Origin of the sequence: Halosolutus halophilus (genome assembly GCF_022869805.1) — an archaeon.
In the GTDB taxonomy this organism is placed as follows: domain Archaea; phylum Halobacteriota; class Halobacteria; order Halobacteriales; family Natrialbaceae; genus Halosolutus; species Halosolutus halophilus.
In genome coordinates, this window is the sequence record NZ_CP094974.1 from 2,013,270 (window position 1) to 2,037,958 (window position 24,689).

A 24,689-nucleotide genomic window follows, 5' to 3' on the forward strand; every position below is an offset into this window, starting at 1 on the left:
TTTGGGACTGATCCGGGTAGCTGTTCCGGCTGTGGCAACTAGAGTGGGCCGTTCCCGTCGCGTTCGGTAACGTCGACTGCCTCCTCGACGAGCGTCCGGTGGGCCCGTCTGAGCCGTTCGGACAGCGCCTGGTGAGAAACCTCGAGTTCGTCCGAGAGGGCCTCCATGTCCATCTCCCGTGGGATCTCGTAGTAGCCGTGATCGAGGGCCGCGACCAGCGTCTCGTACTGGGCGTCGGTGAGCCCGTGGCGAGTCTCGTGGGTCTCGTCGAGCCGGTGGATCTTCCTGACGCCGATCGTCAGACCCCGATCGGTCGCGAACTCGTAGGTCCGGGAGAGTGCGTCCCGTTCCGGAAAGAGGACGCGAAACCGCCACTGCGTGTCTTCGACGGCCGCGTCGAGGACCGTGGCCTGCTCCTCGGTCAGGATGTGCAACATGACGGTGACGTCGTCGACCCAGCTCATCCGGTACAGTCGCTCGTCGCTGGTATCCGTGAGCAGTTCGGCCTCGTCGACGGTCGGGTCGTCCGCGAGGGCGTCGTCGACCGTCGCGAGCGTCGAGTCGTCCCCGCCGAACCAGACGTACGGCATGACCGCGTCCGGATCGTACGCGACGACGCGTTCGATTTCGACGGTGAGCGCGTCCGTTGCCTCGAGCGTCCGGCGAAGCGCGAACTCGTCGGCGGGGACCGCGAGTTCGGCGATCGTGCTCATGTGACTCTCCACTACACCCAGACCCAAGAGTGATTCATAACCGGACCGACAGTTCGTCGCGCTCACGGGATCGGCGATCGGACGGCTGCACGACCGGAGCCGTACGACCCGGACGTAAACCAAATACGGTTACGAAGGTGCGAAATGCCCGGCGTGTTTAAGCAGTTCCGTCTGCAACGGGGTGATATGCTCACCGACGAATTCGGGCGCGAGGTCACCGGGGTCCGTATCTCGCTCACCGATCGGTGTAACTTCGACTGTGTCTACTGTCACAACGAGGGGCTCGGCGACACCAGGGGACCGATGGATCCACAGAACGACGAGATGACGACCGACGACGTCGTCCGATTTCTCGAGGTCGCCGCCGAGTTCGACGTTGACGCAGTCAAGTTCACCGGTGGCGAGCCGATGCTCCGGCAGGATCTCGAGGAGATCATCGATCGCACGCCCGATTCGATGGAGGTCTCGCTGACGACGAACGGAACCTTCCTTCCCGGCCGCGCCGAGGACCTCGTCGACGCCGGCCTCGAACGGGTCAACGTCTCACAGGACGCGCTCGATCCGGACGACTTCGCCGAGATCACGAAAAGCGGCGCGTACGAACGGGTCCTAGAGGGCGTCGAGGCGGCACTCGACGCCGGCCTCGACCCGGTCAAGCTCAACATGGTCGTCTTCGAGCACACCGCGGGCTACGTGCCGGAGATGGTCGACCACGTCGCCGAAAACGACGGGCTCCAGCTCCAGTTGATCGAGTACATGCCCGAACTAACGGGCAAGCCCGAGTGGAACATCGACATCGGGCGCGTCCACGACTGGCTCGCCGAGCAGGCCGTCGAGATCGAACACCGCGAGATGCACGATCGAAAGCGGTACTGGATCGGCAGCGGTGACGAGAGCACCGCGGCCCAACCCTCCTCGCCGAACGATGCGGATCTCGGGATGGTCGAAATCGTCGATCCCGTCGAGAACCCGACGTTCTGCGCGAACTGCCACCGCGTCCGGGTCACCCACGAGGGGTACCTGAAGGGCTGTCTCAACCGCAACGACGACCTCCGACCGATGGGCGAGATGAGCAAGCCCGAGATCCGCGACGCGTTCCGCGAGGTCGTCGCGAATCGGGTGCCCTACTACGGCGAGTACATGATCCAGAACGACCAGGGCGAGTGGGAACTGAACGAGGAGTACCTCGAAATCGAGCCGCCGGCGGATTGACCGCGATGTTGTCCGGATCGAATTCGGTGCGAGACGCCTTCCAACGAGAGCGTCGCATCCGTAGTCGACCGCCGGTTTACGAGCAGTCCGACTCGATAGAACCGAACGCCCGCCGCGATCAATCCTCCGCCACCTTTCGTTGCGCTTAAGTACCCGTCGGCGGTACCTTCAGGTGCGATACGTGTAGGGGATGCAGTCCCCGAGTCCGGGAGGGCGATGATAGCACCACGGTGTCGTGGTAGCCAAGCGGCCCAAGGCGCATGGTTGCTAACCATGTGGCGTCAAGCCTCCGGGGTTCGAATCCCCGCCACGACGTCGGATACACGATACTGTCGGACAAACGTCAGTGAACGCCCGATCGAATCCGATCGGTGCGTGAATAGGTTTGTCCGGCAGTAGAGACTGGCGATTTCGCCAGTCGCTTGCAATGCGCGCAGACCAGACACACATCCATCACACATGAGCGAGGAAGCACCTCAAGAACAACAGGAGGACGAAGACCTTCGATACTTCGTCCGCATCGGTCAAACCGACCTCGACGGAACGAAGTCCGTCGAGCGCTCGCTCTCGGAGATGAACGGGATCGGTCGTCGGACCGCCCGGATCATCGCCGACGAAGCGGGCGTCGATCGGACGGCGACGTTCGGTCGACTCGACGACGACGTCATCGACGAGGTCGTCGAACTCGTAGAGAACTACGCCGACGAAGTCCCCGACTGGCTCAACAACCGCCAGGGAGACTTCTACACCGGCGAAACGACCCACGAGATCGGAAACGACCTCCAGTTGACCCGACAGCACGATATCAACCGGATGAAGATGATCGACTCCTACAGGGGCGTTCGCCACAAGCGCGGCCAGAAGGTCCGCGGCCAGCGAACCAAGTCCACCGGCCGAACGGAGGGCACCATCGGAGTCAACGTCGAAGAGATCCGCGAAGAACAGGCCGAAGAAGCCGCCGAAGAGGGAGAGGGTGAATAATGCCACTGGGCACTGACACCAAGCAGTACGAGACGCCGAACCACCCCTACCAGGGTGAACGCATCGCGACCGAACACTCCCTGCTCGATCGCTACGGCCTGAAGAACAAAGAAGAGCTCTGGCGGGCCCAGTCCCAGCTTCGCTCCTACCGGCGCGAGGCCCGGGACCTGCTCGGCCAGGCCCAGGGCGACGAGGCCGTCATCCGCCGCTCCGAGGAGTTCCTCGGACGGCTCAAGCGCGTCGGCATCCTCGACGAGGAAGACGAACTCGGCGACGTCCTCTCGCTGGAAATCGAGGACGTCCTCGAGCGCCGGCTCCAGACGGTCGTCTACCGCAAGGGGCTCGCCAACACCACCCAGCAGGCACGCCAGTTCATCACCCACGGCCACGTCGTGGTCGGTGACCAGCGCCACCGGATCCCGTCGTACGTCGTCGACGTCGACGAGGAGGACCTCGTGGCGTTCGACGAGAACAGTCCGCTCGCGGACGAACTTCACCCCGAACGCGCGGAGGGTCAGTAAACCATGAGTCAGGACGACGAAAAGTGGGGCATCGCCCACGTGCACGCATCGTTCAACAATACCGTCATGACCGTGACCGATCTCACGGGCGCGGAGACGATCGCCAAGTCCTCCGGCGGGACGGCGGTCAAGCAGAACCGCGACGAGGCCTCGCCGTACGCGGCCATGCAGATGGCCGAGTCCGTCGCCGAGGAGGTCAAGGCGGCCGGCATCACCGGCCTGCACGTCCGCGTGCGTGGCCCCGGCGGGAACCTCCAGAAGTCCCCCGGCCCCGGCGCACAGGCGACGATCCGCGCACTCGCCCGATCGGGTATCGAGATCGGACGCATCGAGGACGTCACGCCGATCCCGCACGACGGATCGCGCGCTCCGAAAGGCAAGGGCGGCTACTAGACCATGACAGAAGAGTACGACGTCGAGTTCGTCGAACGCGAGGATCGCGAGGCGCGGTTCCTCGTCCGGGGCGTGACGCCCGCGTTCGCCAACGGCATCCGTCGCGCGATGGTCGCCGACGTGCCGACGATGGCGATCGACACCGTCCGGTTCGTCGAGAACTCGTCGGTCATGTTCGACGAGCAACTCGCCCTGCGGCTGGGACTCGTCCCGCTGACGACCCCGCCGGAAGGCGAGTTCGGCGAGGACGACACCGTCACGCTCTCGATCGACGTCGAAGGGCCGGCCACCGCCTACTCGGGTGATCTCGTCTCGAGCGACGACCTCGTTCGGCCCGCCGACGAGAACGTCCCGATCATCGATCTCAAGGACGACCAGCGGCTCGAAGCCGAGGCGGACGCCGTGCTCGATCGTGGCAAGGGCCACGCGAAACACCAGGGCGGCGTCGCGGTCGGCTACCGACACCTCCAGCGCGTGGAGGTCGTCGGCGATCTGCCCGAGTTCGAGGACGAAGAGAGCCAGATCGTCCGCGGCGTGATAGAGGAAGACGGCGAACTCGTGCCGACGGACGAGTTCGATCACGATCTCTCGAACCGCTATCCGGGGAAAGAGGTCCGGATCGAGGACGTTCCGAACGCCTTCGTCTTCCACGTGGAGACGGACGGCTCCTTCGACATCGAGGAACTGGTCACGCGAGCCGCCGACACCATCGAGGCGCGCGCGGCTGAACTCGAAGACGCAGTACAGCTATAGTATGATCCAACGCCCCCGACCCCACCACGCGATCGACGCACCCGTCGCCAGCGCCGCGAACGACGAGACTGGCGACGCGTCGGCACGCCGAATCGAAAGGGGTTTGAAGGGGCGACGGATAGACGGAAGTGCGAGCAGGGATAGCCAAGTCTGGCCAACGGCGCAGCGTTCAGGGCGCTGTCTCGTAGGAGTCCGCAGGTTCAAATCCTGCTCCCTGCATCCACTTCTCGCAGAACACACTCTCGCTCGGCGACGCGACTCCTCGCGTCGTCGAGCGGTCGCAGTTTCGCAGTATTTGGAGGAAACCAATGAGTAGCAAGACCAATCCGAGGCTCACCGATCTCATCGCCGAGCTGAAGTCGACGTCCCGCGAGACGGACGCCGACGTCTGGCGAGACGTCGCGGATCGACTCGAGAAGCCCCGGCGCACCCACGCAGAGGTGAACCTGGGCCGCATCGAGCGATACGCACGCGAAGAAGAGACAGTCGTCGTCCCCGGCAAAGTGCTGGGCTCCGGCGCACTACAGAAGAACGTCACCGTCGCGGCCGTCGACTTCTCGTCCTCGGCCGAGACGAAGATCGATCAGGTCGGTGACCCAGTACCGCTCGAGCAGGCGCTCGAAGAGAACCCAGACGGAGCAAACGTGCGGGTGATTCGATGAGCATCGCAGAGTTCGACGCGGACGTCGTCGTCGACGCCCGCAACTGTATTCTCGGCCGCGTCGCCAGCGAGGTCGCCCAGCGCGCCCTCGACGGCGATCGAGTCGCGATCGTCAACGCCGAAGACGCCGTCATCACCGGCGACAAGGAAGACGTCTTCGACACCTATCGGACGCGGCTCCAGCTCGGCTCCGACAGGGGGCCGAACTACCCGCGCCGGCCGGACACGATCTTCAAGCGGTCCGTCCGCGGAATGCTGCCGCACAAGAAGCCGCGCGGACGCGAGGCGTTCGACAACGTCCGCGTCTACGTCGGCAACCCCTACGCGGACGACGACGAGCACGAGGCCGAGATCCTCGAAGACACGTCGCTGGATCGGCTGTCGAACATCCGCTTCGTCCACCTGGGCGAAGTCTCCGAACAACTCGGTGCTAACGTCACATGGTAACCAACACGAGTGGCAAGAAAAAGACCGCCGTCGCTCGCGCCACCGTGCGCGAGGGCGATGGTCGCGTGCGAATCAACTCCAAGCCGGTCGAACTGGTCGATCCGGAGATGTCCCGTCTCAAGATGCTCGAACCGTTCCGCATCGCCGGCGAGGACCTGCGCAGCGAGATGGATATCGAGGTCCACGTCGAGGGTGGCGGAATTAGCGGCCAGGCAGACGCCGTCCGCACCGCCATCGCACGCGGGATCGTCCAGCACACGAACGACGCCGAACTCCGTGACGCGTTCATGGAGTTCGATCGCTCGCTGCTGGTCAACGACGTTCGCCAGTCCGAACCGAAGAAGTGGGGCGGCCCGGGCGCTCGGGCGCGCTACCAGAAGTCCTACCGCTAAGGTGATTCAATCATGATGGTACCGGTCCGGTGTTTCACCTGTGGTAACGTCGTCGGCGAACACTGGGAGGAGTTCGACGAGCGAGCAAACGAGGGCGACGAGGATCCCGAAGCGGTTCTCGACGAACTCGGCGTCGATCGCTACTGCTGTCGGCGCATGCTCGTCTCACACACCGACCTCGTCGACGTCGTCGCTCCGTACCAGTAACCCATGCAACAGGAACGACACAACCGATACGAGAAAGCACGGATCCTCGGCGCGCGAGCGCTGCAGGTGTCCTACGGCGCCCCGGTGTTGATCGAGACGGATCAGACGGAGCCGATCCTGATCGCCGCCGAAGAGTACGACGCGGGCGTGTTGCCGTTCACCGTCAAGCGGGGCTACGATCGAAAATGACGCTCATTACCGACGTCCGACTCCGGCGGATCCTCGACTCGCGAGGGAACCCGACGGTCGAGGCCGACGTGGTGACCGAAAGCGGCGGTTTCGGCCGTGCCGCAGCACCGAGCGGAGCCAGCACCGGCGAGTACGAGGCCGTCGAGCGACCGCCGACCGAGGCGATCGCCGCGGCTCGCGACCACGCCGTCCCGCGACTCGTCGGGGAGGCCTACGCAGGCAACCAGCGCGAAGTCGACGCCATCCTGCACGCCGCGGACGGCACCGACGACTTCTCCGAGATCGGTGCCAACAGCGCGGTCGCGATCTCGATGGCCGCTGCGAAAGCCGGTGCCGACGTCCTCGGTGCCCCGCTCTTTCAGCACCTCGGCGGTACGTTCCGCGGCGAAAACTTCCCGATCCCGTTGGGCAACGTCGTCGGCGGCGGCGAACACGCCGCCGACGCGACCGACATTCAAGAGTTCCTCGCCGCGCCCGTCGGCGCGCCGAGCGTCGAGGACGCCGTCTTCGCCAACGCCGCCGTCCACGCCGCCGTCGCAGACCTCCTCGAGGAACGCGACGAACCCGCCGGCAAGGGTGACGAAGGCGCGTGGGCACCGTCGATCGACGACGGCGAGGCGTTCGAGATCGTCGACGAGGCGGTCTCGATGGTCGCCGACGAGGTCGGCTTCGAGATCGGCTTCGGGCTCGACGTCGCGGCCGCCGAGATGTACGACGACGACTCGGAAACCTACGAGTACGAGTCAGCCGGCACCAGCCGCGACACGGACGAGCAGATCGACTACATCGCCGACCTCGTCGACGAGTACGACCTCATCTACGTCGAGGACCCGCTCGACGAGAACGACTACGACGCCTTCGCGGATCTCACCGATCGGGTCGGGGAGCAGACCTTGATCTGCGGCGACGATCTGTTCGTCACCAATACCGATCGGCTCGTCGAGGGGATCGATCGCGGCGCGGCAAACAGCATCCTGATCAAGCCCAACCAGATCGGAACGCTGACCGACGCCTTCGACGCGATCGAACTCGCGACGAAGAACGGCTACGACTCGGTCGTCTCTCACCGCTCGGGCGAGACCGAGGACACGACGATCGCACACCTCGCCGTCGCGACCAACGCGCCGTTCATCAAGACGGGCACGGTCGGAGGCGAGCGAACCGCCAAGCTCAACGAGCTCGTAAGAATCGCAGACGACGCGACATGACAGACAACGACGCATCCCAGGAAGGGCTCGACGCCGCCGAGGAGGAGATCGACGAGGAGCCAGCCGAAGGGGCTGGCCCCGCCGCCGAACCCGAGGAGGACGTCGAGCCAGCAGACGAACAGCCAGCCGAGGCCGACAGCGAGGCCGAGGCCGAACCGGAAGACGAGGGCCCTACACTCGACGACGACGTGATGTCGGACGAGGAAGCGGACCTGCTGATCCCCGTCGAGGACTACCTCGGCGCCGGTGCCCACATCGGCACTCAGCAGAAGACCGAGGACATGGAGCGGTTCATCCACCGCGTCCGGACCGACGGTCTCTACGTGCTGGACGTCTCGAAGACCGACAGCCGCATCCGCACGGCCGCCGACTTCCTCGCGAACTACAACCCCGAACAGATCCTCGTCACTTCGAGCCGTCAGTACGGGCGGTTCCCGGCGGAGAAGTTCGCCGAAGCCGTGGGCGCTCGCGCCCGCACCGGCCGCTTCATCCCCGGCACGCTCACGAACCCGAAGTACGACGGCTACATCGAACCCGACGTCCTCGTCGTCACCGACCCGATCGGCGACGCCCAGGCCGTCAAGGAGGCCATCACGGTCGGCATCCCGGTCATCGCGATGTGTGACTCGAACAACCAGACCAGCAACGTCGACCTCGTCGTCCCGACGAACAACAAGGGTCGCAAGGCCCTCTCGGTCGTCTACTGGCTGCTCGCGAACGAAGTCCTCGATCGACGCGGCGCCGAGCCGTCCTACTCGCTCGAGGACTTCGAGAGTATGGTCTGAGCGGATTCGGATTTGTAGCGTGATTTTTCCGTCGACTCGCCCCTCGAGCCACGCGGCCACCTCGATCGGCCGATCGGAGGCCTGCACCCGATCGATCAGCCCCGTCTACGCCGGGCCGGTAGAACCAGCCCCGTCCGCGCCGAATCGGCGGAGCGACAGAATTAGGTGCTGACCGCCGGAAGTGCCGATATGATCGAGTCCCTCTTCGAGTTCGAGCAGGAGACGCTGCCGCCGGCCGTCGTCCTCTCGACCCTGGCACTGATTGCACTGTTCGCTGTCGGGATCGCCTACCGACTGCTTGCGATCGTCGCGTTCTAACGGGCCAGCGTCGAGACGGAATCGTGTGAATACAGGGCATCAACTGGAAAGTACCATGTCACGATCGGTACCGTCTGGAGCACAGACCGAACCCATCGCGGCCACGCGATCGCCGTGATGGCACTCGTCGTCGGCATCGGACTGTACACCGTCTACGTCGGTAGAGTCCGCCCCGGGCAGAGCGATCGAGCGAGCGAGGAGACGACGATCGACCTCGTCTGGGAGGACCTGGAAGACGGGGAGCGCGGCGTCTTTCCCGTCTGCGAGTCCGGCATGGACGGGAAGATGGTGGAGGCGATCGTTACAGGGTAAGTTCCCGCCTTTTCCCCTGTATCAGTTACTGCACGCGCGGTGATTTCACCACTTTCGGGTCCTGTCGCATCTGGGCGATGGGCCGTGTTCTGCAGACCGACGCCGTACATCGGCCAGTCACTACCCGGCGATTCCTCGTCAAGTTCCTCACCATCACCGCCATCGTCCTCGCCATTCTCACTATTGCCGGTTTCGTCGCTTCCGAAACAGCCAGCGAGGGCAGTTGTGCCCGCAACCCCTGCACAGGTACCGAGCCATCGTCGCCGCGTCTGTGAGACCCGATCAGTCATTGCCTGTCCGCACAAACACTTCAAATAAATAACTCTCCCAATACGGATTACTAGAAAAAAGACGGATGATAGGGGCGGTAGTTGCTCATCGATACCCCACGTCGGGGCTGCTTCCATCGCGATCGTCGCACGACCTCGCGTATCGGGCGATCGCGTTCGAGGCCGACCGACTCGCGGCCATCGAGTCGGGGTCAGCTTTGTGACGGTCGCTCCGGTTGTCGTGCAGGCTCCGACGGCGCTGTCTCCGCGAGGGTGCGGTCGTAAACGGCACGCAGACGCGCCCCCATCTCGTCGATGGTGTAGCCGGTGATCCGGTCTCTCCCGTCCGCACGCTCGTCGCGTTCGAGGACCGCGGCCAGTCGATCGCGGAGCGCGCCTTCCTCGTCCGCGACGAACGAGTTCGAGACGTTCGCGAGCACCGATCGAGCGAAGCCGACGTCGCGGGAGACGACAGGGACGTTGCAGGCGGCGGCCTCCTTGATCGTCATCGGACCGCTTTCGAACCGCGACGTGATCAGGACGGCGTCGGCAGCGTTCAGGTAGTGCGGAACCGCCTCGTAGGGCTGGTTGGCGACGGTCCGCAGGCTGACCTCGCGCTCGAGGCCGTCGACGACGCGTCTCGCCAGCGGGTAGTTCTTCTCCTCGCGAGCAGGGGCGTACGGGAAGAGGACGATTCGTTCGTCGGTTTCCCAGCCGACGCGCTCGCGCGCTTCGCCCCTGGGAATCGGTCGAAACTGCGACGTATCGACGGGGAACGGGACGACGTGGCAGGGCCGATCGACCCGATCGGCCATCGCGTTCGAGGGTACGACGACGGAATCGGCCCGGGCCGTGAACCGCTCGATCACCGGGGCGTAGGGATTGTCGCGGAACTCGCCGCCCCAGAGCGTACAGACGACCTCTAGATCGGTCCGCGAGAGCATCGACGATGCGACGGCGAAGGGAGCGGTGAGGCCGTAGTTGGCGTGGACGAGATCGTAGTCGCCGCCCGCTTCCCGGAGCACTCGTGGGAGGTATCGAGCGTAATCGAGCGACGTCCGCCGCTCGACGTCGTTCTCGAGTGCGCGGTGTTCGCCGGGGACCGGCAGGGTCGTCACCTCGACGTCGGCTCGCTCGAGGGCAGCCACCTGGCTCCGGTAGAAGCTCCGCCAGTCGGTCGTCGTGAGGCTCAGGACGCGTCTCATGGTCACTGTCACCGGGGTGGAATCCGATCGCCTCGCTCCCGCGTGACCGGCGTCGGTTCGCTGACGTCGTCGAGCAACTGGCTGGTCACGTACTCGGTCACGTCGATCGACTCCGCGAGGAGCGTCTCGCGTCGGTTCGCCCAGGTTGCGCGGGCGTTCGAGTTACGACTGATCCGTTCGATGACGTCGATGCCCAGTCTTCGCGATCCGTATGAAACGATCGGACGAGGCCGTACTCCTCGAGCGCTCGAAACTTCCCCATCTCGTCCGGTCCCGCGAACGGGCTGATGCGGACGGTCGGGGTCCCGAGAATCCCCGCCTCGAGCGTCGTCGTCGCGACCTCGCCGACGACGATGTCGGCGAACGCCAGCAGGTGGTGGAAGGCTGCCGACGGGATGGGAAGCGGTTCGCATCCGTCGGGGACCGGGCCCCCGCGCTCGTCGGAGACGTACACCCGTCCCTCGGAGGCGAGTTCGTCGACGATCTCGCGGCGCCCCTCGGGAGAGATGCCCTCTTTCCCGATATCGTGATTTCCCTCCCACGCACCGAAGCGGAGGACCGCGTACCGTTCGTCTGGGTCGACGCCGTGTCGTCGCAGGATCGCCGGATCCGGTTCGAACCGATCGGGGTGGAGGTAGGCGAGTTCGTGGTAGCCGGGGTAGGTAACGTGATCGTCGCCGTACGCTTCGCGGAAACTGACGGGCGTATAGAGCACGTCCGCGAAGGGAAGGGTCAGCCGGTTCCCACCGTTGACCGCCGTTTCGGTGTCGACGTAGACGTGGCTCTCCGCGCCGACCAGCGTCGCGACGTGCGTCGCCGCGATCCCGTGGCTGGTGACGATGTACTCCGGATCGATCGCGCGTGCCCGTCGGAAGAGCCGTGCCTCGTACCGTAGCTGCGTCACTCCCAGCTCGAGCCAGCTGTCGGGTTCCGGACAGAGAAGTTCGTGACCGATGTCGTAGGCGTCGAGGAGACGGCTGGTAACGCCCTTTTCCCGGGCGAACACGTGGACGTCGTGTCCCGCGGACTCGAGTTCACGAATCACGTGTTTGAAGAAGTGGACGTTCGCCGCGTGCTGTATCGTGATGATGCAATCCATACGCGTGAGCGTGAGACCCTCGAGACAGCAGCTGCGGATTATTATACGGATATTACGGCCGTACTGGCGCACGAAACTATTCATCATCGGACCCGGATCCGGCGATCGATCGTTCTCTCTTCCACAGTGGAGTGCAATCGACCGACCTGCTCGAGATCGAGTATCGCCGAACGGATCCGACTGGTGTGAGGCGGTAGCCCCCCGGAACCGCCCATCAGGTCCGGGAAATCACGACGATGCCGTCGCGATCAGTTCTTCGACGAGTTCGGCCGCGTCGATCGCCGTCGTGCCGAAGACGTAGGTGGCCGGTTCGATCCCGAACGCGCCCCGATGATAGGCGACGAGCGGCACGCTGCCCCGATCGTCGAACCGCGATCGGAGGTGTGCGCACCGATCGTCGTAGTCGGCGTCGAACTCGAGGGGGTCGATTCCGAGCGATCGGGCGGCGTCGAGAATCGCGTCGTCGGTCGCGATATTCGTCGCCCCGCGGACCTCGGGGTCGACGTCGGTGGCGGCGAGGATCGCCGTGGCGACGTGTTTCGAAGCGCCGAACTCCGGATTCGCGGGAATTTCGATTCGACCGCCGATCGCGTAGATCCGGCCGGGGATCGCGGCGACGTCGGTCTCGTCGTGCGGTTCGGACAGGCACATGCCGACGTTGGTCCCGACGTTCGGGACGAAGTCGGCCATGCCGGGGACTGAGGCGAGCGTGCGCGCTGCCGTGCGGACGGTCGCGAGCACGTCGCGCTCGGCTCGGACGTCCGGATCGAGGCCGCGGACACAGAGGTCACAGCCAAGCCCCCTGAGTTCCGGCATCTCCTCCTCGTGGAGTTCGCAGATCGGTCCCCGGTCCTCGAGTTGGCGAACGAGCGACAGCAGTTCGGCGAGCGCGTCGTAGCCGTCCATGTCGCCGCTTGCCAGCCCCTCGGCGATTCGATCGGCGGTCGCCACGGTGTTCGGATCCCCGCGGAAGCGATCGTCGCCCTCCGGATCGCCGCTGACGTACTTGCTGACTGCAGCCTGCGTCACGCCGAGGTTGGCGGCGATCTCCTGCTGAGTGAGGCCGCGATCGGCGAGCCGTCGGGCGAGCATCCCGCGCACCGTCGGCAGGAACCGCTCGACGACGAGTTCGCTCGGCAAGACCAGTGACATTGCCCCCGGATTCGGCCGACGAGGACATAAGTCCAGCCACCGCGACCCCGACCGTCGGACACAGAAGCTATTAACCGTCGTCGTGCGAACCGCCGGGCATGACACGTTCGAGCGCCCCCGGGAAGGTGTACTTGTTCGGGGAGCACGCGGTGGTTTACGGCGAGCCCGCCGTCCCATGTGCGATCGAGCGGCGGGCGCGGGTCGAGGTGCAACGACGCGACGACGGACGGCTCCGGGTCAATGCGGAGGACCTCAGCCTCGACGGGTTCACGGTCGAGTACGGAGCGACGGCCGATAGCCAGCCCGACGTCGACGTTCCGGAATCGCTGGTGACGGCGGCGACGCAGTACGTCGACGGCGCGATCGAACAGGTACGCGAGGTGACCGGCGCGGAGGACGTCGGCTTCGACGTGACCATCGAGAGCGACATTCCGCTGGGTGCGGGACTCGGGTCGTCCGCGGCCGTCGTGGTCGCAGCCATCGACGCCGCCACTCGCGAACTCGGCGTCGCGCTCGACACCGACGACCTCGCCGAGCGCGCCTTCCGGACCGAGTACGCTGTCCAGGAGGGACAGGCCTCGCGTGCGGACACGTTCTGTTCGGCCACCGGCGGCGCGGTCAGGGTCGAGGGCGACGACTGCCGATCGATCGAGGCACCCGATCTGCCGATCGTGATCGGCTTCGACGGCGGCGCTGGCGATACGGGTGAACTGGTGGCGGGCGTCCGCGGCCTGCGCGACGAGTACGAGTTCGCGGCGGATACGGTCGAGGCGATCGGTGACGTCGTCCGGAACGGCGAACAGGCGCTCGCGGACGGCGACCTCGCGGAACTCGGGCGGCTGATGGACTTCAACCACGGCCTCCTGTCGGCGCTGGGCGTCTCCTCGCGGTCGCTCGACGCGATGGTCTGGGCGGCACGTGACGCCGAGGCCTACGGCGCGAAACTGACCGGCGCCGGCGGCGGCGGCTGTATCGTCGCCCTTGATCCGACCGACGAGACCGAGACGGCCCTCTCCTTCACGCCGGGCTGTGAGAACGCCTTCCGCGCGGAACTGGCCGATACGGGGGTGAAACAGCTCGAATGATCGTGTGCAAACTGGGCGGCAGCGTCGTCACCGACAAGGACCGCCCGGAGACGCTCGACGGCGAGGCGCTCGATCGGGCGGCGGACGCGATCGCCGCGGCGACCGCGAAAAGTGGCGACGCGTTCGCGGATGGACTGGTCGTCGTCCACGGCGGCGGGAGTTTCGGACACCACAACGCGAGCGAACACGGCGTCAGCACGACCGCCGGGACGCACGACGCGGGTGCCGTCCTGGACATCCACGGCGCGATGAAGACGCTCAACAGCTTCGTCCTCTCGCGACTGCACGAGCGAGACGTCGCGGCCGTCCCGGTCCATCCGTTCTCGGCGGGCCACCGCGACAGCGAAGCAACACTGACGCTTTCGACCGGCCAGATCGAGACGCTGCTCGCAGAAGGGTTCGTCCCCGTCCTGCACGGCGACGTGATCGCCCACGAAGGCGAGGGGGCGACCATCGTCAGCGGGGACGAACTCGTCGCGGCGCTCGCGCGCGATCTCGGGGCCGATCGGATCGGCCTCTGCTCGACGGTTCCGGGCGTCCTCGACGCGGACGACGCCGTGATCGATCGGATCGGGGCCTACGAGGACGTGGCGGACGTGCTCGGGGAGAGCGATTCGACGGACGTCACCGGCGGGATGGCCGCGAAGGTCCAGGCGCTGCTCGAACTGGATGCCGAGGCCTCGATCTTCGGCCTCGACGACTTGCACGCGTTCCTGGAGGGCGCGGAACCGGGAACGACGATCGGGTAGGACGCTGTTGCACGATTTTGACTCGTTCTCCGACACGGCGCACGCAGCGGTCAGAACGTGTCGACGACCTCGTGGAGACAGCCGTCTTCTTTGTAGTGGCTGAAGTGGTCCGGGACGTAATCGACGTTGTGGTCGGTGTAGTTCTCCGGCGGCGTGCCGTCGACGCCGGCAGCCCCGACGGCGGTTCCCCACTCGGCGGTGCTGTACGCCCAGTCCAGGACGTCGTCGTCTTCCATCCAGTAGTTGTCCAGACGTCCGGTCGCAGCTTCGATGCTCGACCCGTACTGGCCAGCCATCGAGACGGCGTCGTCGTCAGCCGCACCGCCGAGCAGGACCGTCGATTCGACGACGTCGGTCCGGCCCCAGGCGTCGAGCGATTGCAAGGCGCTGAGCGCGACTCGCGCACCGAGCGAGTGACTGCACACGCGGAGCGTGACGTCGGGATTCGCATCCGCGTACTCGGTCAGGAAGGCTGCCAGTTTCGCGCCGTTCCGTTCAGCGATTTCGGTCGCGTTGTACCAGCCGAAATCCGCGTCCCAGGAGTAGCCGACGACGGGGGAGTCGTATCCTTCGGCCGCGAACGTCTCGCCGGCCTCGCTGACCGAGCAGACGCCGCCCTCCAGATCGTTGTTCCACCCGTGGGCGTGGATCAGGAGTTCGTCCTCGGGATCGGTGTGAACGCCCGGAATCCCGTCTCCGGCGTACTCGAAGTTGGTGGCGGTATTGCCGTCGGTCAGGACGACGCTCCCGTACCACGTCGTATCGAAGTGGCCGCGGGTCGTCACCCGCGGATAGGACATCGGCGGATCGTCGCAACTGCCTTTCTTCCCCGCCGAAACGGGAGAACTCGCCGTCGCGATCGCTCCGGTTCCGACGACGACCGCGCCGACCCCTCGAAGGACGGATCGTCGAGAGGGGGTCGTCGAAGGAGACGAACTCGAGCTCTTGGTATGCCGTGACATAACGGTAGACCATTACTCCAATACAATTAATATTTATGAAATACGGGTCGGAAAATGCCGCTCGACGGGGTTCGGTCTCCGGATCGAGTCGACGACGGGCGGCGTAGTCGGCCGGCACGTGGTCAACCCGCTGTGTTTTTAACACCCGGGCGTGTAGGGATCAGTAGCGAAACCCGCGGGCAAGTGCGTTCGCGGCCCACGGCGGTGCCGTGGGCCGATCGGCGGCGGTCGCCGCCACGAGCGCATAGCGGGATGGCCAACGTGCTGCAAGACGCCGGGGCCGCACAACCGGGAGTCCGCGGACCGTTTCGATGAGAGTCCACACGCGGCTTTCAGTACAACGACCATGGAAATCGAAATTGCAACGATTGGCGGTTACGAAGAAGTCGGACGGCAGATGACTGCCGTCCGTGCCGGTGACGACGTCGTCATCTTCGACATGGGACTGAACCTCTCGCAGGTTCTGATCCACGACAACGTCGAAACCGAGCGGATGCACAGTCTCGACCTGATCGACATGGGCGCGATCCCCGACGACCGGGTCATGAGCGATCTCGAGGGCGACGTCCAGGCCATCGTGCCGACCCACGGCCACCTCGACCACATCGGTGCCATCTCCAAGCTGGCCCACCGGTACAACGCGCCGGTCGTCGCCACGCCCTTCACGATCGAACTCGTCAAGCAGCAGATCGAGGGCGAGCAGAAGTTCGGCGTCGAGAACGACCTGATCAAGATGGACGCCGGCGAGACGATGTCGATCGGCGACAGCGGGCAGGTCGAACTCGAGTTCGTCAACGTCACCCACTCGATCATCGACGCGATCAACCCGGTTCTCCACACGCCCGAGGGTGCCGTCGTCTACGGGCTGGACAAGCGGATGGACCACACGCCGGTCATCGGCGACCCGATCGACATGGAGCGATTCCGCGAGATCGGTCGCGAGGGCGACGGCGTCCTCTGTTACATCGAGGACTGTACGAACGCGAACAAGAAGGGCCGGACGCCCTCCGAAAACGTCGCCCGCGAGCACCTCCGCGACGTCCTCTACAGCATGGAGGACTACGACGGCGGCATCGTCGCCACGACGTTCTCGAGTCACATCGCTCGCGTGACGAGCCTCGTCGAGTTCGCCAAGGACATCGGCCGCCAGCCCGTCCTGCTGGGCCGGTCGATGGAGAAGTACTCGGGCACTGCGGAGCGACTCGACTTCGTCGACTTCCCCGAGGACCTGGGGATGTTCGGCCACCGCAAGTCCGTCGATCGGACGTTCAAGCGGATCATGAACGAGGGCAAGGAGAACTTCCTGCCCGTCGTCACCGGCCACCAGGGCGAGCCCCGTGCGATGCTCACCCGGATGGCACGCGGCGAGACGCCGTACGAACTGGACGACGGCGACAAGGTCGTCTTCTCGGCGCGGGTCATTCCGGAACCGACCAACGAGGGCCAGCGCTACCAGGCCGAAAAGCTGCTCGGGATGCAGGGCGCCAGGGTCTACGACGACATCCACGTCTCGGGCCACCTCAACCAGGAGGGCCACTACGAGATGTTGGACGCCCTCCAGCCACAGCACGTCATTCCGGCCCACCAGGACATGAGCGGCTACTCCAGCTACGTCAACCTCTGCGAGAGCGAGGGGTACAAGCTCGGTCGGGATCTCCACGTCACGCGAAACGGCAACCTCATCCAGCTTGTCGACTGATATGACGAGCCCCGAGGCACGAGAAGAAGCAGTGCTCGAGGCGGTCCGGAAACGGCGTGAACAGGTCAACGAATCGATCCCCGACGAACTCCCGATCCAGCGGCCGGAACGGCTCTACGAGGCATCGCGCTACCTGCTCGACGCCGGCGGCAAGCGGCTCCGCCCGGCGGTCCTGTTGACGACCGCCGAGGCGCTCGTCGACGTCGAGCCGATGAGCCAGGATTACCGATCGTTCCAGCCGATAGCGGCGGACGAGGCGTCCACGATCGACGTCATGGCGGCCGCAATCAGCGTCGAGGTCATCCAGTCGTTCACGCTGATCCACGACGACATCATGGACGACGACGACCTTCGTCGGGGCGTCCCCGCGGTCCACAGGGAGTACGACCTCGAAACCGCGATCCTCGCGGGTGATACCCTCTACTCGAAGGCCTTCGAGATTCTGCTCGAGACCGGCGCGGACGCCGATCGGCTGGTCGAGGCGTTCGAGGTGCTCGCGACCACCTGCACGAAGATCTGTGAGGGGCAGTCGCTCGACGTGACCTTCGAGGAACGCGAGGACGTCTCGCCGGCGGAGTACCTCGAGATGGTCGAACAGAAGACGGCGGTACTGTACGCTGCCTCCGCGTGTCTCCCCGCAGTCTTGCTGGGTGCCGACGTGGAGACGGTCGACGCCCTCTACGGCTACGGGCTCGACATCGGCCGCGCGTTCCAGATCCAGGACGACGTCCTCGACCTGACGGTTCCGAGCGAAAAACTCGGGAAACAACGCGGTAGCGACCTCGTCGAGAACAAACAGACGCTGATCACGGTCCACGCTCGCGACCACGGACTCGACGTGGAGGACCTGGTCGATACGACCGACGTCGACGCCGTCACCGAGTCCGAGATCGACGACGCAGTCGCCGAACTCGAAACCGTCGGCTCGATCTCGTACGCGAACGAGACGGCTCGCGAACTGGTCAGCCAGGGGAAAGACCGGCTCGAAGTGCTGCCGGACAACGAGGCTCGCGGCCAGTTGTGCGATCTCGCGGACTACTTGATCGAGCGCGGGTACTGACCGTCGAGGTCAGTCGGCCGGCGGCGCGACGGCGTCGCGCTCGTTTCCGTCGGTCCTCTCCTCGCCACCCGCTTCGTCACCCGACTTCTCCTCGGCCGCCTCGAGGATCGTCGCCATCGTCTCGAGTTCCCGCTCGAGCGAGTCGTCGCCGATGGCGTCGGCCTCGGCGGCGAAGTGATCGCGGAAGGCGTCGATGCGCTCTGCGTACGGGGGTGTAACCTGCAGGTCCGCCGACTGCCGCTCCCACTCGCCGAGGTCGGGCGCGTCGGTCCGCTCGAGACCGCCGTCGGGGGCTTCCGGGTCGTCGCCGGCGAGCGAGGCGCGCTCGTGGTCGATCCAGTTCTCCATCAGGGTCGCGTATCGCGAGAGAGCGACGGCTTTGCGGACGCTGTCGGTCTCGAAGTACTCGGGCTCGCGATCGTCGAAAACCACGCGCTCGGACGTCTCGTGGCGCACGCCGTCGCGATCCTCGTAGCTCGCAGTCAGTTCGAGGTCAGGGTCGTCGCCGGTCTCGTTCAGTTGCAACAGGACGACTCCTCCCTTGCTGGCGCCGTCCTCCGTGGGCGAGGGAAACAGCGTGTTGACCGACAGCAACTCCCCGGTCGCCTCGTCGGCGTCCGGCGAGCCGTAGACCTCCTCGATCTCGTACCCCTCCGACTCGAGGGTGAGTTCGAGGTCGTACACCATCGGCGTGACCATGTACTCGAACTCCTCGCTCATCCGCTCCTCGAAGCGCTCGGCGGAGTGGACGGCGTAGTAGTTGGCGCCGCGGACGGCCGTAATCTCCTCGACAAGCGCCGAGTGGAAGTCCATCCCGACGCCGACGAACGTCGAGTGGATCCCCCGCTCGGCGTCGGCCTCGAGGCGTGCTTCTAACCCGCCGGCGCTCGTGTCGCCGGCGTTCGGCATCGCGTCGGTGAGGTAGACGATCCGGGTGTCGTAGCCCGCGTCGTCGGCGTGCGGTTCGACCAGTTCGCGGGCCTCGTCCATCCCGGACTCGAGGTTCGTCCCGCCGTCGGCTTCGATCGAACGGATCTCCGTCTCGAGGGCGTCGCGGTCGCGTTCGTCCATTCGTTCGAGGGGGGCGACGGTCTCGGCGCGGTCGTCGAAGGTGACCAGCGCGAAGCGGTCGTCGTCCTCGAGTCGATCGAGGAGGGCGACGGTCGCTTCGTTCGCCGCGTCCATCTTCGGTTTCGTCTCCTCGGGGACCGTCTCGGATTCGTCGTCGTAGTGGTACTCGGCCATCCCGGAGTCCATCGACCCCGAGACGTCGAGGACGACGACGAGGTTGAGGTTCTCGCGCTCGAACTCGGACGCCTCGAGGTTCGAGTTCAGCCCGACCGAGAGGTACTGTTCGGTCTCGTTCGAGAGCGGATCGGCCGTCACGGCCCGGCTGTAGGCCGGACAGAACAGTTCGTCGCAGTCGCGATCCCCCGTCTCGAAGTAGTAGTCGTAGAACAGTCCCTCGTGGGTGACGTCGGAGCGGATCGGCAGGTAACCCGCCTCGACGTTGTCCCTGAAGTTGTCGACGTCCTGTGCGCCGCCGACAGCGTAGCCGAGACTGTCACCAGCGTCGCCACCGGACGAGGCCTCGAGACCGCCGCCGAACGAACAGCCCGCGAGCACCAGCATCGCGACGACCGCGAGCGTGGTTATCACGTACCCCCGTCTCCGCTGTATCATGTGCGTCTCGACAGTGGGTCACCACTACTATGTTTGGATAGTTATAATGTTCATTTCAGCTAGGTTCTCCAGCGGCCAGCGCGAGCACCGCATCTGCCAGGGGGACTCTACACCGCATCCGCCAGGGGCGACCCTACCCCGCATCTGTCCGGGACGACTCCACACCGCGGGGATTTTGAACGGGCGCGGTAAATCTCCCACCAATGGACGACGAGTTACGCGAGCGTGTCGAACGCGAAGCCGAAAAGCACGCGTTGTTGAACGCGGTCAAGCACGAGAGCGACGCCGACGTCGGTGCCATCATGGGGCCGCTGATGGGCGACAATCCCGACTTCCGCGCACACGGCGACGAGATCCCCGGCGTCATCGGCGGCGTCGTGGGTCGGGTCAACGACCTCGAGTACGACGCCAAGCGCGATCGCCTCGAAGAACTCGCGCCCGAGGAACTGGCCGCGATCGAGGCCGAAGACGAGGCGGACGAGCACGCCCTCCCGTCGCTGCCGAACGCCGACGAGTACGACGAGATCCGGATGCGGTGTGCGCCGAACCCGAACGGCCCCTGGCACGTCGGCCACGCCCGGATGCCCGCCGTCATCGGCACCTACAGGGAGCGGTACGACGGCTGGTTCTGCGTCCGGTTCGACGACACCGATCCCGAGACGAAACGTCCGGATCTCGACGCCTACGACGCCATCCTGGAGGACCTGGACTACCTCGGCTTCGAACCCGACGACGTCTACCGGGCGAGCGATCGGCTCGAAACCTACTACGAGCACGCACGAGAACTGATCGACCTGGGCGGCGCGTACACGTGCTCGTGTCCGGGTGACGAGTTCTCGGACCTGAAGAACGCGGGCGAGCCGTGTCCACACCGCGACAAGGCTCCCGAGGCCGTCCGCGAGGAGTTCGAGGCGATGGTCGACGGGGAGTACGACAGCGGCGAGATGGTCCTCCGCGTGAAGACCGATATCAGTCACAAGAACCCGGCGTTGCGCGACTTCGTCGCCTTCCGGATGATCGACACGCCCCATCCCCGCGAGGAGGCCAGCGAGTACCGCTGCTGGCCGATGCTCGACTTCCAGTCGGGGATCGACGATCATCGTATCGGCATCACCCACATCATCCGCGGGATCGACCTCCAGGACTCGGCGAAGAAACAGCGATTCGTCTACGACTACTTCGACTGGGAGTACCCCGAGGTCGTCCACTGGGGGCACGTCCAGATCGACGCCTACGACGTGAAGATGAGCACCTCGACGATCGCCGAACTGATCGAGCAGGGCGAACTCGACGGCTGGGACGACCCCCGGGCGCCGACGCTCAAGAGTCTGCGTCGCCGCGGCATCCGCGGCGAGGCGATCGTCGACGCGATGGTCGACCTCGGCACCTCGACCAGCGACGTCGACCTCGCGATGAGTTCGATCTACGCGAACAACCGCGACCTGATCGACGACGAGAGCGATCGGCGGTTCTTCGTCCGCGACGGGACCGAACTCCCGATCGGCGGCGACCCACCCGCGGAGGCGAACCCGCCGCTGCACCCCGACCACGAGGATCGCGGCGTCCGCGAGATCCCCGTCGGCGACGCGGTCCTGCTCGAGTCCGAAGACGTCCCGCAACGGGAGGCGCGCGTCTGGCTCAAGGGGCTGGGCTGTTTTCAGTTCACCCGCGACGTCCTCCAGTACACCGGCGAGGATATCGACGTGGTCCGCGAGGGTGACGTCGACGTGATCCACTGGGTCCCGGCGAGCGAGAGCGTCCCCGTCCGGATGCGCACGCCCGACGGCGACGTGGCCGGGCGTGGGGAACCCGGCGTCGCCGACCTGGAACCGGACGAGGTCGTCCAGTTCGAGCGCGTCGGATTTGCCAGGATCGATCACCACGACGACGGGGAGACCGTCGTCTACTTCACGCACCCCTGACGCGATCGACTGGTTCGCCGATCGCAGCCGCTACGGGGGAGTTCACTCGAGCAGATCGTCGGCCCGATCGGGCACCGGGTCCGCGACGACGCCGTCCTGACGGCCGAGCACGCGGGCGTGGGCGGCACAGACGTACCGGTTCGCGGCCCACGGAATGTGCAACTCGACGGCGGCGGGCCGATCGCAGTCCGCTTCGGAACACTCCATACCGGTGTCAACGTGACCCACCGTTTGAGTGTTTCCCCCGTTCCCGATCAGAACAGGAAGACGGCCACGAGGAAGCCGAAGAGGATCGACGCCGTCAGCAGGACCTGCACCGCTGTCGACGCGAAGACGCCGACGGTCGTGTAGACGGCCGAGCGCGTGCTCCCCTCGAGTTCCCCCTTCCGGACGAACTCGAGGGCGAAGACGGTGCCGAAGAGGCCGGCGACCAGCCCCAGCGGGCCGGTGACGACCATGAGGACGAGCCCGACGACCGCGGCGACGGCGGTCGTTCCCCACGAGGCGCCGCCGGCTTTCGCCGCCATCGATCCGCCGAAGAACTCGACGAGTGCAGTGACGACGGCGATGGAGACGAGGACGGCGAAGGTGAGAACCCCGAGGTTGGCGAATCCGGAGCCCCACCAGTAGAGGCCGAGTCCGGCCAGCGAGAGGAGGCCGCTGGGAACCATCGGGACGGCCGCCCCGACGATGGCACCGACGAGCAACGCGATCGCGAGGACCGTCACTGCATCGACCATACGCCCACCGACGGGCCCTCGGATCAAAATCGTACCGCTGGCTTCAGCAGGTCGGGGACCGGGATCGGCGATCACAGGCCCCAGAAGAACGCGATACCGACGGTCGTCACGATCGCGAGCAGGAACTGGAGCGGGCCGCCAACGCGGACGAAGTCCCGGAACTGGTACTTTCCCGGTCCGTAGACGAAGAGGTTGGTCTGGTAGCCGACGGGCGTCATGAACGCCGTGCTGGCGGCGAAGGTCACCGCGAGGACGAACGCGAACGCGTTCGCGTCCAGTCGCGAGGCCACGTCGACGGCGACCGGGACGAGCAACACGACGCTCGCCTGGTTGCTGACGACGTTGGTCATCAGGGCCGTCACCAGGTAGAACAGGCCGAGGACGGCGACCGCCGGCAGAACGTCCGCACTCGAGACGACGAGCGCACCGAGGATATCCGCGCCGCCGGTCTCGGCCATCGCGTTCCCCAGCGGGATGACGCCCGCGAGCAGGAAAATGATGTCCCACTGGACGGACTCGTAGGCCTCGGCCGGTTTGACGACGCCGGTCGCGAGCATCGTGAGGACGCCGGCCAGGGCGGAGACCATGATCGGCAACAGATCGATCGCGGCCAGTCCCACGACAGCGAGAATGACGCCGACCGCGATCGGCAGTTTCGAGCTTCGGAACTGCTGGAGCGCGAGATCGCCGGCGACGATGACGTTCGGATCGTCTGCGAGGCGGTCGACCGTCTCGGGCTCGGACTCGATGAGAAGCGCGTCTCCCGGCCGGAAGGTGAACTCTGACAGCCGTTCGTGGGTGATCTTGCCGCCGCGGCGAACGGCGAGCACTCGAGCCCGATAGGTGTCGGAGAAGCCGGCCGAGTCGATCGTCTCGCCGATCAGTTCCGACCCCGCCGTGAGGACGATCTCGACGAGCGTCTGTTCCGGCGCGAGGGTCTCGAGGTCAGCTTCGGCGGTCACGCCGGGAACGAGGTCGACCCCGTCGACGTCGAGCAACGTCTGGAGCGCGTCGTCGGTGAGTCGGACCGTGTAGACGTCGTCGCTCTGGACGGTCGTCGACAGCGGGGGCGAGGAGACGTACCGATCGTTCCGGATGAGCTGGGTGACCTCGGCCTCGAAGTCGACCTCCTCGAGGGCGTCTCGAATCGTCGTGCCGATCACCGGCGAGTGCTCGCGAACGACGAGTTCCGTGAGGAACTCCTCTTTCGCCGTCGTCTCTCGCTCGCTTCGCGGCGTCACGTGCGACGGAGTGAGCCAGTTGCCGACCGTGAGCAGGTACGCCGAACCGACGACGAACACGACGACGCCGAGGTGGGTAAACTCGAACATCGAGAAGGGCCGATCGATGTACTGCGCGGAGAGACTGCTCGCGACGAGGTTGGTGGAGGTACCGATGAGGGTGAGCATGCCGCCGAACATCGACGCGTACGACAGGGGCAAGAGGAGCTTCGAGGGGGAGGTTCCGTTCTCGTGGGCGAGGTCGTTGACCATCGGCACCAGCACGGCGACCGCGGCCGTGTTGTTGATCAGTCCCGACAGCGGCCCGACGATGCCGATCGTCGCGCCGAGTTGCCTGTATTCGTTCGTGCCGGTGTACGACGCGATGGTCTGCTGGAGGCGCTGAATCAGGCCGGTCCGGCGAACCCCCTCGCTCAGAATCATCATCGAGAGGATCGTGACCGTCGCGGGGTTCGAGAATCCCGCCACGCCGTCGCTCGGCGAGACGCCCGTCCACGGACCGAGTACCATCAGGCTGACCATGATCCCGATCGCCGTGACGTCGATAGGGACTGGCTCGGTGACGAACAACACGAGCGCCACGAAGATGATCAGAAAGACCAACAGTGCCCCAGTCGTCAGCGCGGCCATCCGGTTGCGCGTACTTCCGGAGCGATTGTCAAATAACCCCCGTCACGTCTCGCCGGGCGCCCGACGCACCGGATCGCGATCGTCGGGCGGTCCCGACGCAC

27 protein-coding genes, 2 tRNA genes and 1 pseudogene are annotated in these 24,689 nt (G+C 65.7%); 21 read left to right on the forward strand and 9 right to left on the reverse strand.

The annotated features are described in order from the left end of the window. Positions 1 to 38: 38 nt before the first annotated feature. Positions 39 to 713: a helix-turn-helix domain-containing protein gene (locus MUG98_RS09955; protein ID WP_265111973.1), complete on the reverse strand. Its 675-nt coding sequence runs from the start codon at positions 711 to 713 to the stop codon at positions 39 to 41. A gap of 186 nt (positions 714 to 899) precedes the next feature. On the opposite strand from MUG98_RS09955, the gene moaA reads away from it, so the two are divergent. The 16 genes from moaA to MUG98_RS10035 all read left to right on the forward strand — a co-directional run bounded on the left by moaA (position 900) and on the right by MUG98_RS10035 (position 9,092). Next, positions 900 to 1,925, forward strand: coding sequence for a GTP 3',8-cyclase MoaA (moaA, locus tag MUG98_RS09960; protein ID WP_265111974.1), 1,026 nt, complete (start codon positions 900 to 902; stop codon positions 1,923 to 1,925). A gap of 232 nt (positions 1,926 to 2,157) precedes the next feature. Beyond that, positions 2,158 to 2,240: transfer RNA gene (locus MUG98_RS09965), tRNA-Ser, on the forward strand. A gap of 144 nt (positions 2,241 to 2,384) precedes the next feature. Continuing rightward, on the forward strand, positions 2,385 to 2,906 hold the full coding sequence (locus tag MUG98_RS09970; protein WP_265111975.1) for a 30S ribosomal protein S13: 522 nt from the start codon (positions 2,385 to 2,387) through the stop codon (positions 2,904 to 2,906). Next, the gene (locus tag MUG98_RS09975; protein ID WP_265111976.1) at positions 2,906 to 3,427 is read left to right on the forward strand and encodes a 30S ribosomal protein S4; all 522 of its coding nucleotides are present in this window, start codon (positions 2,906 to 2,908) and stop codon (positions 3,425 to 3,427) included. The genes MUG98_RS09970 and MUG98_RS09975 overlap by 1 nt, the downstream gene beginning before the upstream one ends. A gap of 3 nt (positions 3,428 to 3,430) precedes the next feature. Then, positions 3,431 to 3,820: a 30S ribosomal protein S11 gene (locus MUG98_RS09980; protein ID WP_006182145.1), complete on the forward strand. Its 390-nt coding sequence runs from the start codon at positions 3,431 to 3,433 to the stop codon at positions 3,818 to 3,820. A 3-nt stretch (positions 3,821 to 3,823) separates the two neighbouring features. Then, a complete protein-coding gene (locus tag MUG98_RS09985; RefSeq protein ID WP_265111977.1) occupies positions 3,824 to 4,573 on the forward strand; it encodes a DNA-directed RNA polymerase subunit D in 750 nt (249 codons plus the stop codon). Between the two features lie 134 nt (positions 4,574 to 4,707). Beyond that, positions 4,708 to 4,792: transfer RNA gene (locus tag MUG98_RS09990), tRNA-Leu, on the forward strand. 89 nt (positions 4,793 to 4,881) lie between these two features. Next, positions 4,882 to 5,235, forward strand: coding sequence for a 50S ribosomal protein L18e (locus tag MUG98_RS09995; RefSeq protein WP_265111978.1), 354 nt, complete (start codon positions 4,882 to 4,884; stop codon positions 5,233 to 5,235). Next, a complete protein-coding gene (locus MUG98_RS10000; RefSeq protein WP_265111979.1) occupies positions 5,232 to 5,681 on the forward strand; it encodes a 50S ribosomal protein L13 in 450 nt (149 codons plus the stop codon). The genes MUG98_RS09995 and MUG98_RS10000 overlap by 4 nt, the downstream gene beginning before the upstream one ends. Then, positions 5,675 to 6,073 carry a 30S ribosomal protein S9 gene (locus tag MUG98_RS10005; RefSeq protein WP_265111980.1) on the forward strand — a complete coding sequence of 133 codons (399 nt, stop codon included), beginning with the start codon at positions 5,675 to 5,677 and terminating at the stop codon, positions 6,071 to 6,073. Before MUG98_RS10000 ends, MUG98_RS10005 begins: the two co-directional genes overlap by 7 nt. 12 nt (positions 6,074 to 6,085) lie before the next feature. Beyond that, positions 6,086 to 6,280 (forward strand): DNA-directed RNA polymerase subunit N, encoded by a 195-nt coding sequence (locus tag MUG98_RS10010; RefSeq protein ID WP_265111981.1) that lies wholly within the window; start codon positions 6,086 to 6,088, stop codon positions 6,278 to 6,280. A gap of 3 nt (positions 6,281 to 6,283) precedes the next feature. Further along, complete coding sequence (locus MUG98_RS10015; RefSeq protein WP_250139668.1) at positions 6,284 to 6,469, forward strand: DNA-directed RNA polymerase subunit K; 186 nt, start codon at positions 6,284 to 6,286, stop codon at positions 6,467 to 6,469. Next, complete coding sequence (gene eno, locus MUG98_RS10020; protein ID WP_265111982.1) at positions 6,466 to 7,677, forward strand: phosphopyruvate hydratase; 1,212 nt, start codon at positions 6,466 to 6,468, stop codon at positions 7,675 to 7,677. The genes MUG98_RS10015 and eno overlap by 4 nt, the downstream gene beginning before the upstream one ends. Continuing rightward, on the forward strand, positions 7,674 to 8,462 hold the full coding sequence (gene rpsB / locus MUG98_RS10025; protein ID WP_265111983.1) for a 30S ribosomal protein S2: 789 nt from the start codon (positions 7,674 to 7,676) through the stop codon (positions 8,460 to 8,462). Before eno ends, rpsB begins: the two co-directional genes overlap by 4 nt. A 189-nt stretch (positions 8,463 to 8,651) precedes the next feature. After that, positions 8,652 to 8,780 carry a hypothetical protein gene (locus MUG98_RS10030; RefSeq protein WP_265111984.1) on the forward strand — a complete coding sequence of 43 codons (129 nt, stop codon included), beginning with the start codon at positions 8,652 to 8,654 and terminating at the stop codon, positions 8,778 to 8,780. A 117-nt stretch (positions 8,781 to 8,897) separates the two neighbouring features. Then, positions 8,898 to 9,092 (forward strand): DUF7285 family protein, encoded by a 195-nt coding sequence (locus tag MUG98_RS10035; RefSeq protein WP_265111985.1) that lies wholly within the window; start codon positions 8,898 to 8,900, stop codon positions 9,090 to 9,092. 481 nt (positions 9,093 to 9,573) lie between these two features. Here MUG98_RS10035 and MUG98_RS10040 read toward each other — a convergent pair whose 3' ends face one another. The 3 genes and pseudogenes from MUG98_RS10040 to MUG98_RS10050 form a co-directional block, all read right to left on the reverse strand. Next, complete coding sequence (locus MUG98_RS10040) at positions 9,574 to 10,566, reverse strand: glycosyltransferase family 4 protein (RefSeq protein WP_265111986.1); 993 nt, start codon at positions 10,564 to 10,566, stop codon at positions 9,574 to 9,576. A gap of 8 nt (positions 10,567 to 10,574) precedes the next feature. Continuing rightward, positions 10,575 to 11,665, reverse strand: a pseudogene (locus tag MUG98_RS10045) (DUF354 domain-containing protein). Positions 11,666 to 11,893: 228 nt separating this feature from the next. Beyond that, positions 11,894 to 12,817, reverse strand: a complete 924-nt coding sequence (locus MUG98_RS10050) for a thiamine-phosphate synthase family protein (RefSeq protein WP_265111987.1) — start codon at positions 12,815 to 12,817, stop codon at positions 11,894 to 11,896. A gap of 98 nt (positions 12,818 to 12,915) precedes the next feature. On the opposite strand from MUG98_RS10050, the gene mvk reads away from it, so the two are divergent. Together mvk and MUG98_RS10060 are read left to right on the forward strand one after the other, a co-directional pair. After that, entirely contained in the window at positions 12,916 to 13,902 is a 987-nt protein-coding gene (mvk, locus tag MUG98_RS10055; protein ID WP_265111988.1) for a mevalonate kinase, read from the forward strand. Further along, a complete protein-coding gene (locus MUG98_RS10060) occupies positions 13,899 to 14,651 on the forward strand; it encodes an isopentenyl phosphate kinase (RefSeq protein WP_265111989.1) in 753 nt (250 codons plus the stop codon). Before mvk ends, MUG98_RS10060 begins: the two co-directional genes overlap by 4 nt. 50 nt (positions 14,652 to 14,701) lie before the next feature. Here the strand turns inward: MUG98_RS10060 and MUG98_RS10065 are convergent, their stop codons facing one another. Then, positions 14,702 to 15,613, reverse strand: coding sequence for a DUF726 domain-containing protein (locus MUG98_RS10065; protein ID WP_265111990.1), 912 nt, complete (start codon positions 15,611 to 15,613; stop codon positions 14,702 to 14,704). Positions 15,614 to 15,959: 346 nt separating this feature from the next. On the opposite strand from MUG98_RS10065, the gene MUG98_RS10070 reads away from it, so the two are divergent. After that, positions 15,960 to 17,312 carry a ribonuclease J gene (locus MUG98_RS10070; RefSeq protein WP_265111991.1) on the forward strand — a complete coding sequence of 451 codons (1,353 nt, stop codon included), beginning with the start codon at positions 15,960 to 15,962 and terminating at the stop codon, positions 17,310 to 17,312. Between the two features lies 1 nt (position 17,313). Further along, the gene (gene idsA3, locus MUG98_RS10075) at positions 17,314 to 18,372 is read left to right on the forward strand and encodes a geranylfarnesyl diphosphate synthase (RefSeq protein WP_265111992.1); all 1,059 of its coding nucleotides are present in this window, start codon (positions 17,314 to 17,316) and stop codon (positions 18,370 to 18,372) included. Between the two features lie 9 nt (positions 18,373 to 18,381). Here the strand turns inward: idsA3 and MUG98_RS10080 are convergent, their stop codons facing one another. Beyond that, on the reverse strand, positions 18,382 to 20,055 hold the full coding sequence (locus MUG98_RS10080) for a vWA domain-containing protein (protein WP_265111993.1): 1,674 nt from the start codon (positions 20,053 to 20,055) through the stop codon (positions 18,382 to 18,384). A gap of 203 nt (positions 20,056 to 20,258) precedes the next feature. Here MUG98_RS10080 and MUG98_RS10085 point away from each other — a divergent pair, with 203 nt between their 5' ends. Continuing rightward, positions 20,259 to 21,977 carry a glutamate--tRNA ligase gene (locus MUG98_RS10085; protein ID WP_265111994.1) on the forward strand — a complete coding sequence of 573 codons (1,719 nt, stop codon included), beginning with the start codon at positions 20,259 to 20,261 and terminating at the stop codon, positions 21,975 to 21,977. Positions 21,978 to 22,019: 42 nt separating this feature from the next. Here the strand turns inward: MUG98_RS10085 and MUG98_RS10090 are convergent, their stop codons facing one another. From MUG98_RS10090 to MUG98_RS10100, 3 genes are all read right to left on the reverse strand, one after another. After that, positions 22,020 to 22,184 carry a DUF8014 family protein gene (locus MUG98_RS10090; RefSeq protein WP_265111995.1) on the reverse strand — a complete coding sequence of 55 codons (165 nt, stop codon included), beginning with the start codon at positions 22,182 to 22,184 and terminating at the stop codon, positions 22,020 to 22,022. A gap of 47 nt (positions 22,185 to 22,231) precedes the next feature. Continuing rightward, positions 22,232 to 22,717, reverse strand: coding sequence for a DUF456 domain-containing protein (locus tag MUG98_RS10095; RefSeq protein ID WP_265111996.1), 486 nt, complete (start codon positions 22,715 to 22,717; stop codon positions 22,232 to 22,234). Positions 22,718 to 22,788: 71 nt separating this feature from the next. Beyond that, positions 22,789 to 24,588, reverse strand: coding sequence for an SLC13 family permease (locus MUG98_RS10100; protein ID WP_265111997.1), 1,800 nt, complete (start codon positions 24,586 to 24,588; stop codon positions 22,789 to 22,791). Positions 24,589 to 24,689 lie beyond the last annotated feature (101 nt).

Bases quoted from the DNA above. Each gene is read 5' to 3' on its own strand.
- MUG98_RS09955 (WP_265111973.1), bottom strand. From the start codon at position 713: ATGAGCACGATCGCCGAACTCGCGGTCCCCGCCGACGAGTTCGCGCTT.
- moaA (WP_265111974.1), top strand. From the start codon at position 900: ATGCTCACCGACGAATTCGGGCGCGAGGTCACCGGGGTCCGTATCTCG.
- MUG98_RS09970 (WP_265111975.1), top strand. From the start codon at position 2,385: ATGAGCGAGGAAGCACCTCAAGAACAACAGGAGGACGAAGACCTTCGA.
- MUG98_RS09975 (WP_265111976.1), top strand. From the start codon at position 2,906: ATGCCACTGGGCACTGACACCAAGCAGTACGAGACGCCGAACCACCCC.
- MUG98_RS09980 (WP_006182145.1), top strand. From the start codon at position 3,431: ATGAGTCAGGACGACGAAAAGTGGGGCATCGCCCACGTGCACGCATCG.
- MUG98_RS09985 (WP_265111977.1), top strand. From the start codon at position 3,824: ATGACAGAAGAGTACGACGTCGAGTTCGTCGAACGCGAGGATCGCGAG.
- MUG98_RS09995 (WP_265111978.1), top strand. From the start codon at position 4,882: ATGAGTAGCAAGACCAATCCGAGGCTCACCGATCTCATCGCCGAGCTG.
- MUG98_RS10000 (WP_265111979.1), top strand. From the start codon at position 5,232: ATGAGCATCGCAGAGTTCGACGCGGACGTCGTCGTCGACGCCCGCAAC.
- MUG98_RS10005 (WP_265111980.1), top strand. From the start codon at position 5,675: ATGGTAACCAACACGAGTGGCAAGAAAAAGACCGCCGTCGCTCGCGCC.
- MUG98_RS10010 (WP_265111981.1), top strand. From the start codon at position 6,086: ATGATGGTACCGGTCCGGTGTTTCACCTGTGGTAACGTCGTCGGCGAA.
- MUG98_RS10015 (WP_250139668.1), top strand. From the start codon at position 6,284: ATGCAACAGGAACGACACAACCGATACGAGAAAGCACGGATCCTCGGC.
- eno (WP_265111982.1), top strand. From the start codon at position 6,466: ATGACGCTCATTACCGACGTCCGACTCCGGCGGATCCTCGACTCGCGA.
- rpsB (WP_265111983.1), top strand. From the start codon at position 7,674: ATGACAGACAACGACGCATCCCAGGAAGGGCTCGACGCCGCCGAGGAG.
- MUG98_RS10030 (WP_265111984.1), top strand. From the start codon at position 8,652: ATGATCGAGTCCCTCTTCGAGTTCGAGCAGGAGACGCTGCCGCCGGCC.
- MUG98_RS10035 (WP_265111985.1), top strand. From the start codon at position 8,898: ATGGCACTCGTCGTCGGCATCGGACTGTACACCGTCTACGTCGGTAGA.
- MUG98_RS10040 (WP_265111986.1), bottom strand. From the start codon at position 10,566: ATGAGACGCGTCCTGAGCCTCACGACGACCGACTGGCGGAGCTTCTAC.
- MUG98_RS10050 (WP_265111987.1), bottom strand. From the start codon at position 12,817: ATGTCACTGGTCTTGCCGAGCGAACTCGTCGTCGAGCGGTTCCTGCCG.
- mvk (WP_265111988.1), top strand. From the start codon at position 12,916: ATGACACGTTCGAGCGCCCCCGGGAAGGTGTACTTGTTCGGGGAGCAC.
- MUG98_RS10060 (WP_265111989.1), top strand. From the start codon at position 13,899: ATGATCGTGTGCAAACTGGGCGGCAGCGTCGTCACCGACAAGGACCGC.
- MUG98_RS10065 (WP_265111990.1), bottom strand. From the start codon at position 15,613: ATGTCACGGCATACCAAGAGCTCGAGTTCGTCTCCTTCGACGACCCCC.
- MUG98_RS10070 (WP_265111991.1), top strand. From the start codon at position 15,960: ATGGAAATCGAAATTGCAACGATTGGCGGTTACGAAGAAGTCGGACGG.
- idsA3 (WP_265111992.1), top strand. From the start codon at position 17,314: ATGACGAGCCCCGAGGCACGAGAAGAAGCAGTGCTCGAGGCGGTCCGG.
- MUG98_RS10080 (WP_265111993.1), bottom strand. From the start codon at position 20,055: ATGATACAGCGGAGACGGGGGTACGTGATAACCACGCTCGCGGTCGTC.
- MUG98_RS10085 (WP_265111994.1), top strand. From the start codon at position 20,259: ATGGACGACGAGTTACGCGAGCGTGTCGAACGCGAAGCCGAAAAGCAC.
- MUG98_RS10090 (WP_265111995.1), bottom strand. From the start codon at position 22,184: ATGGAGTGTTCCGAAGCGGACTGCGATCGGCCCGCCGCCGTCGAGTTG.
- MUG98_RS10095 (WP_265111996.1), bottom strand. From the start codon at position 22,717: ATGGTCGATGCAGTGACGGTCCTCGCGATCGCGTTGCTCGTCGGTGCC.
- MUG98_RS10100 (WP_265111997.1), bottom strand. From the start codon at position 24,588: ATGGCCGCGCTGACGACTGGGGCACTGTTGGTCTTTCTGATCATCTTC.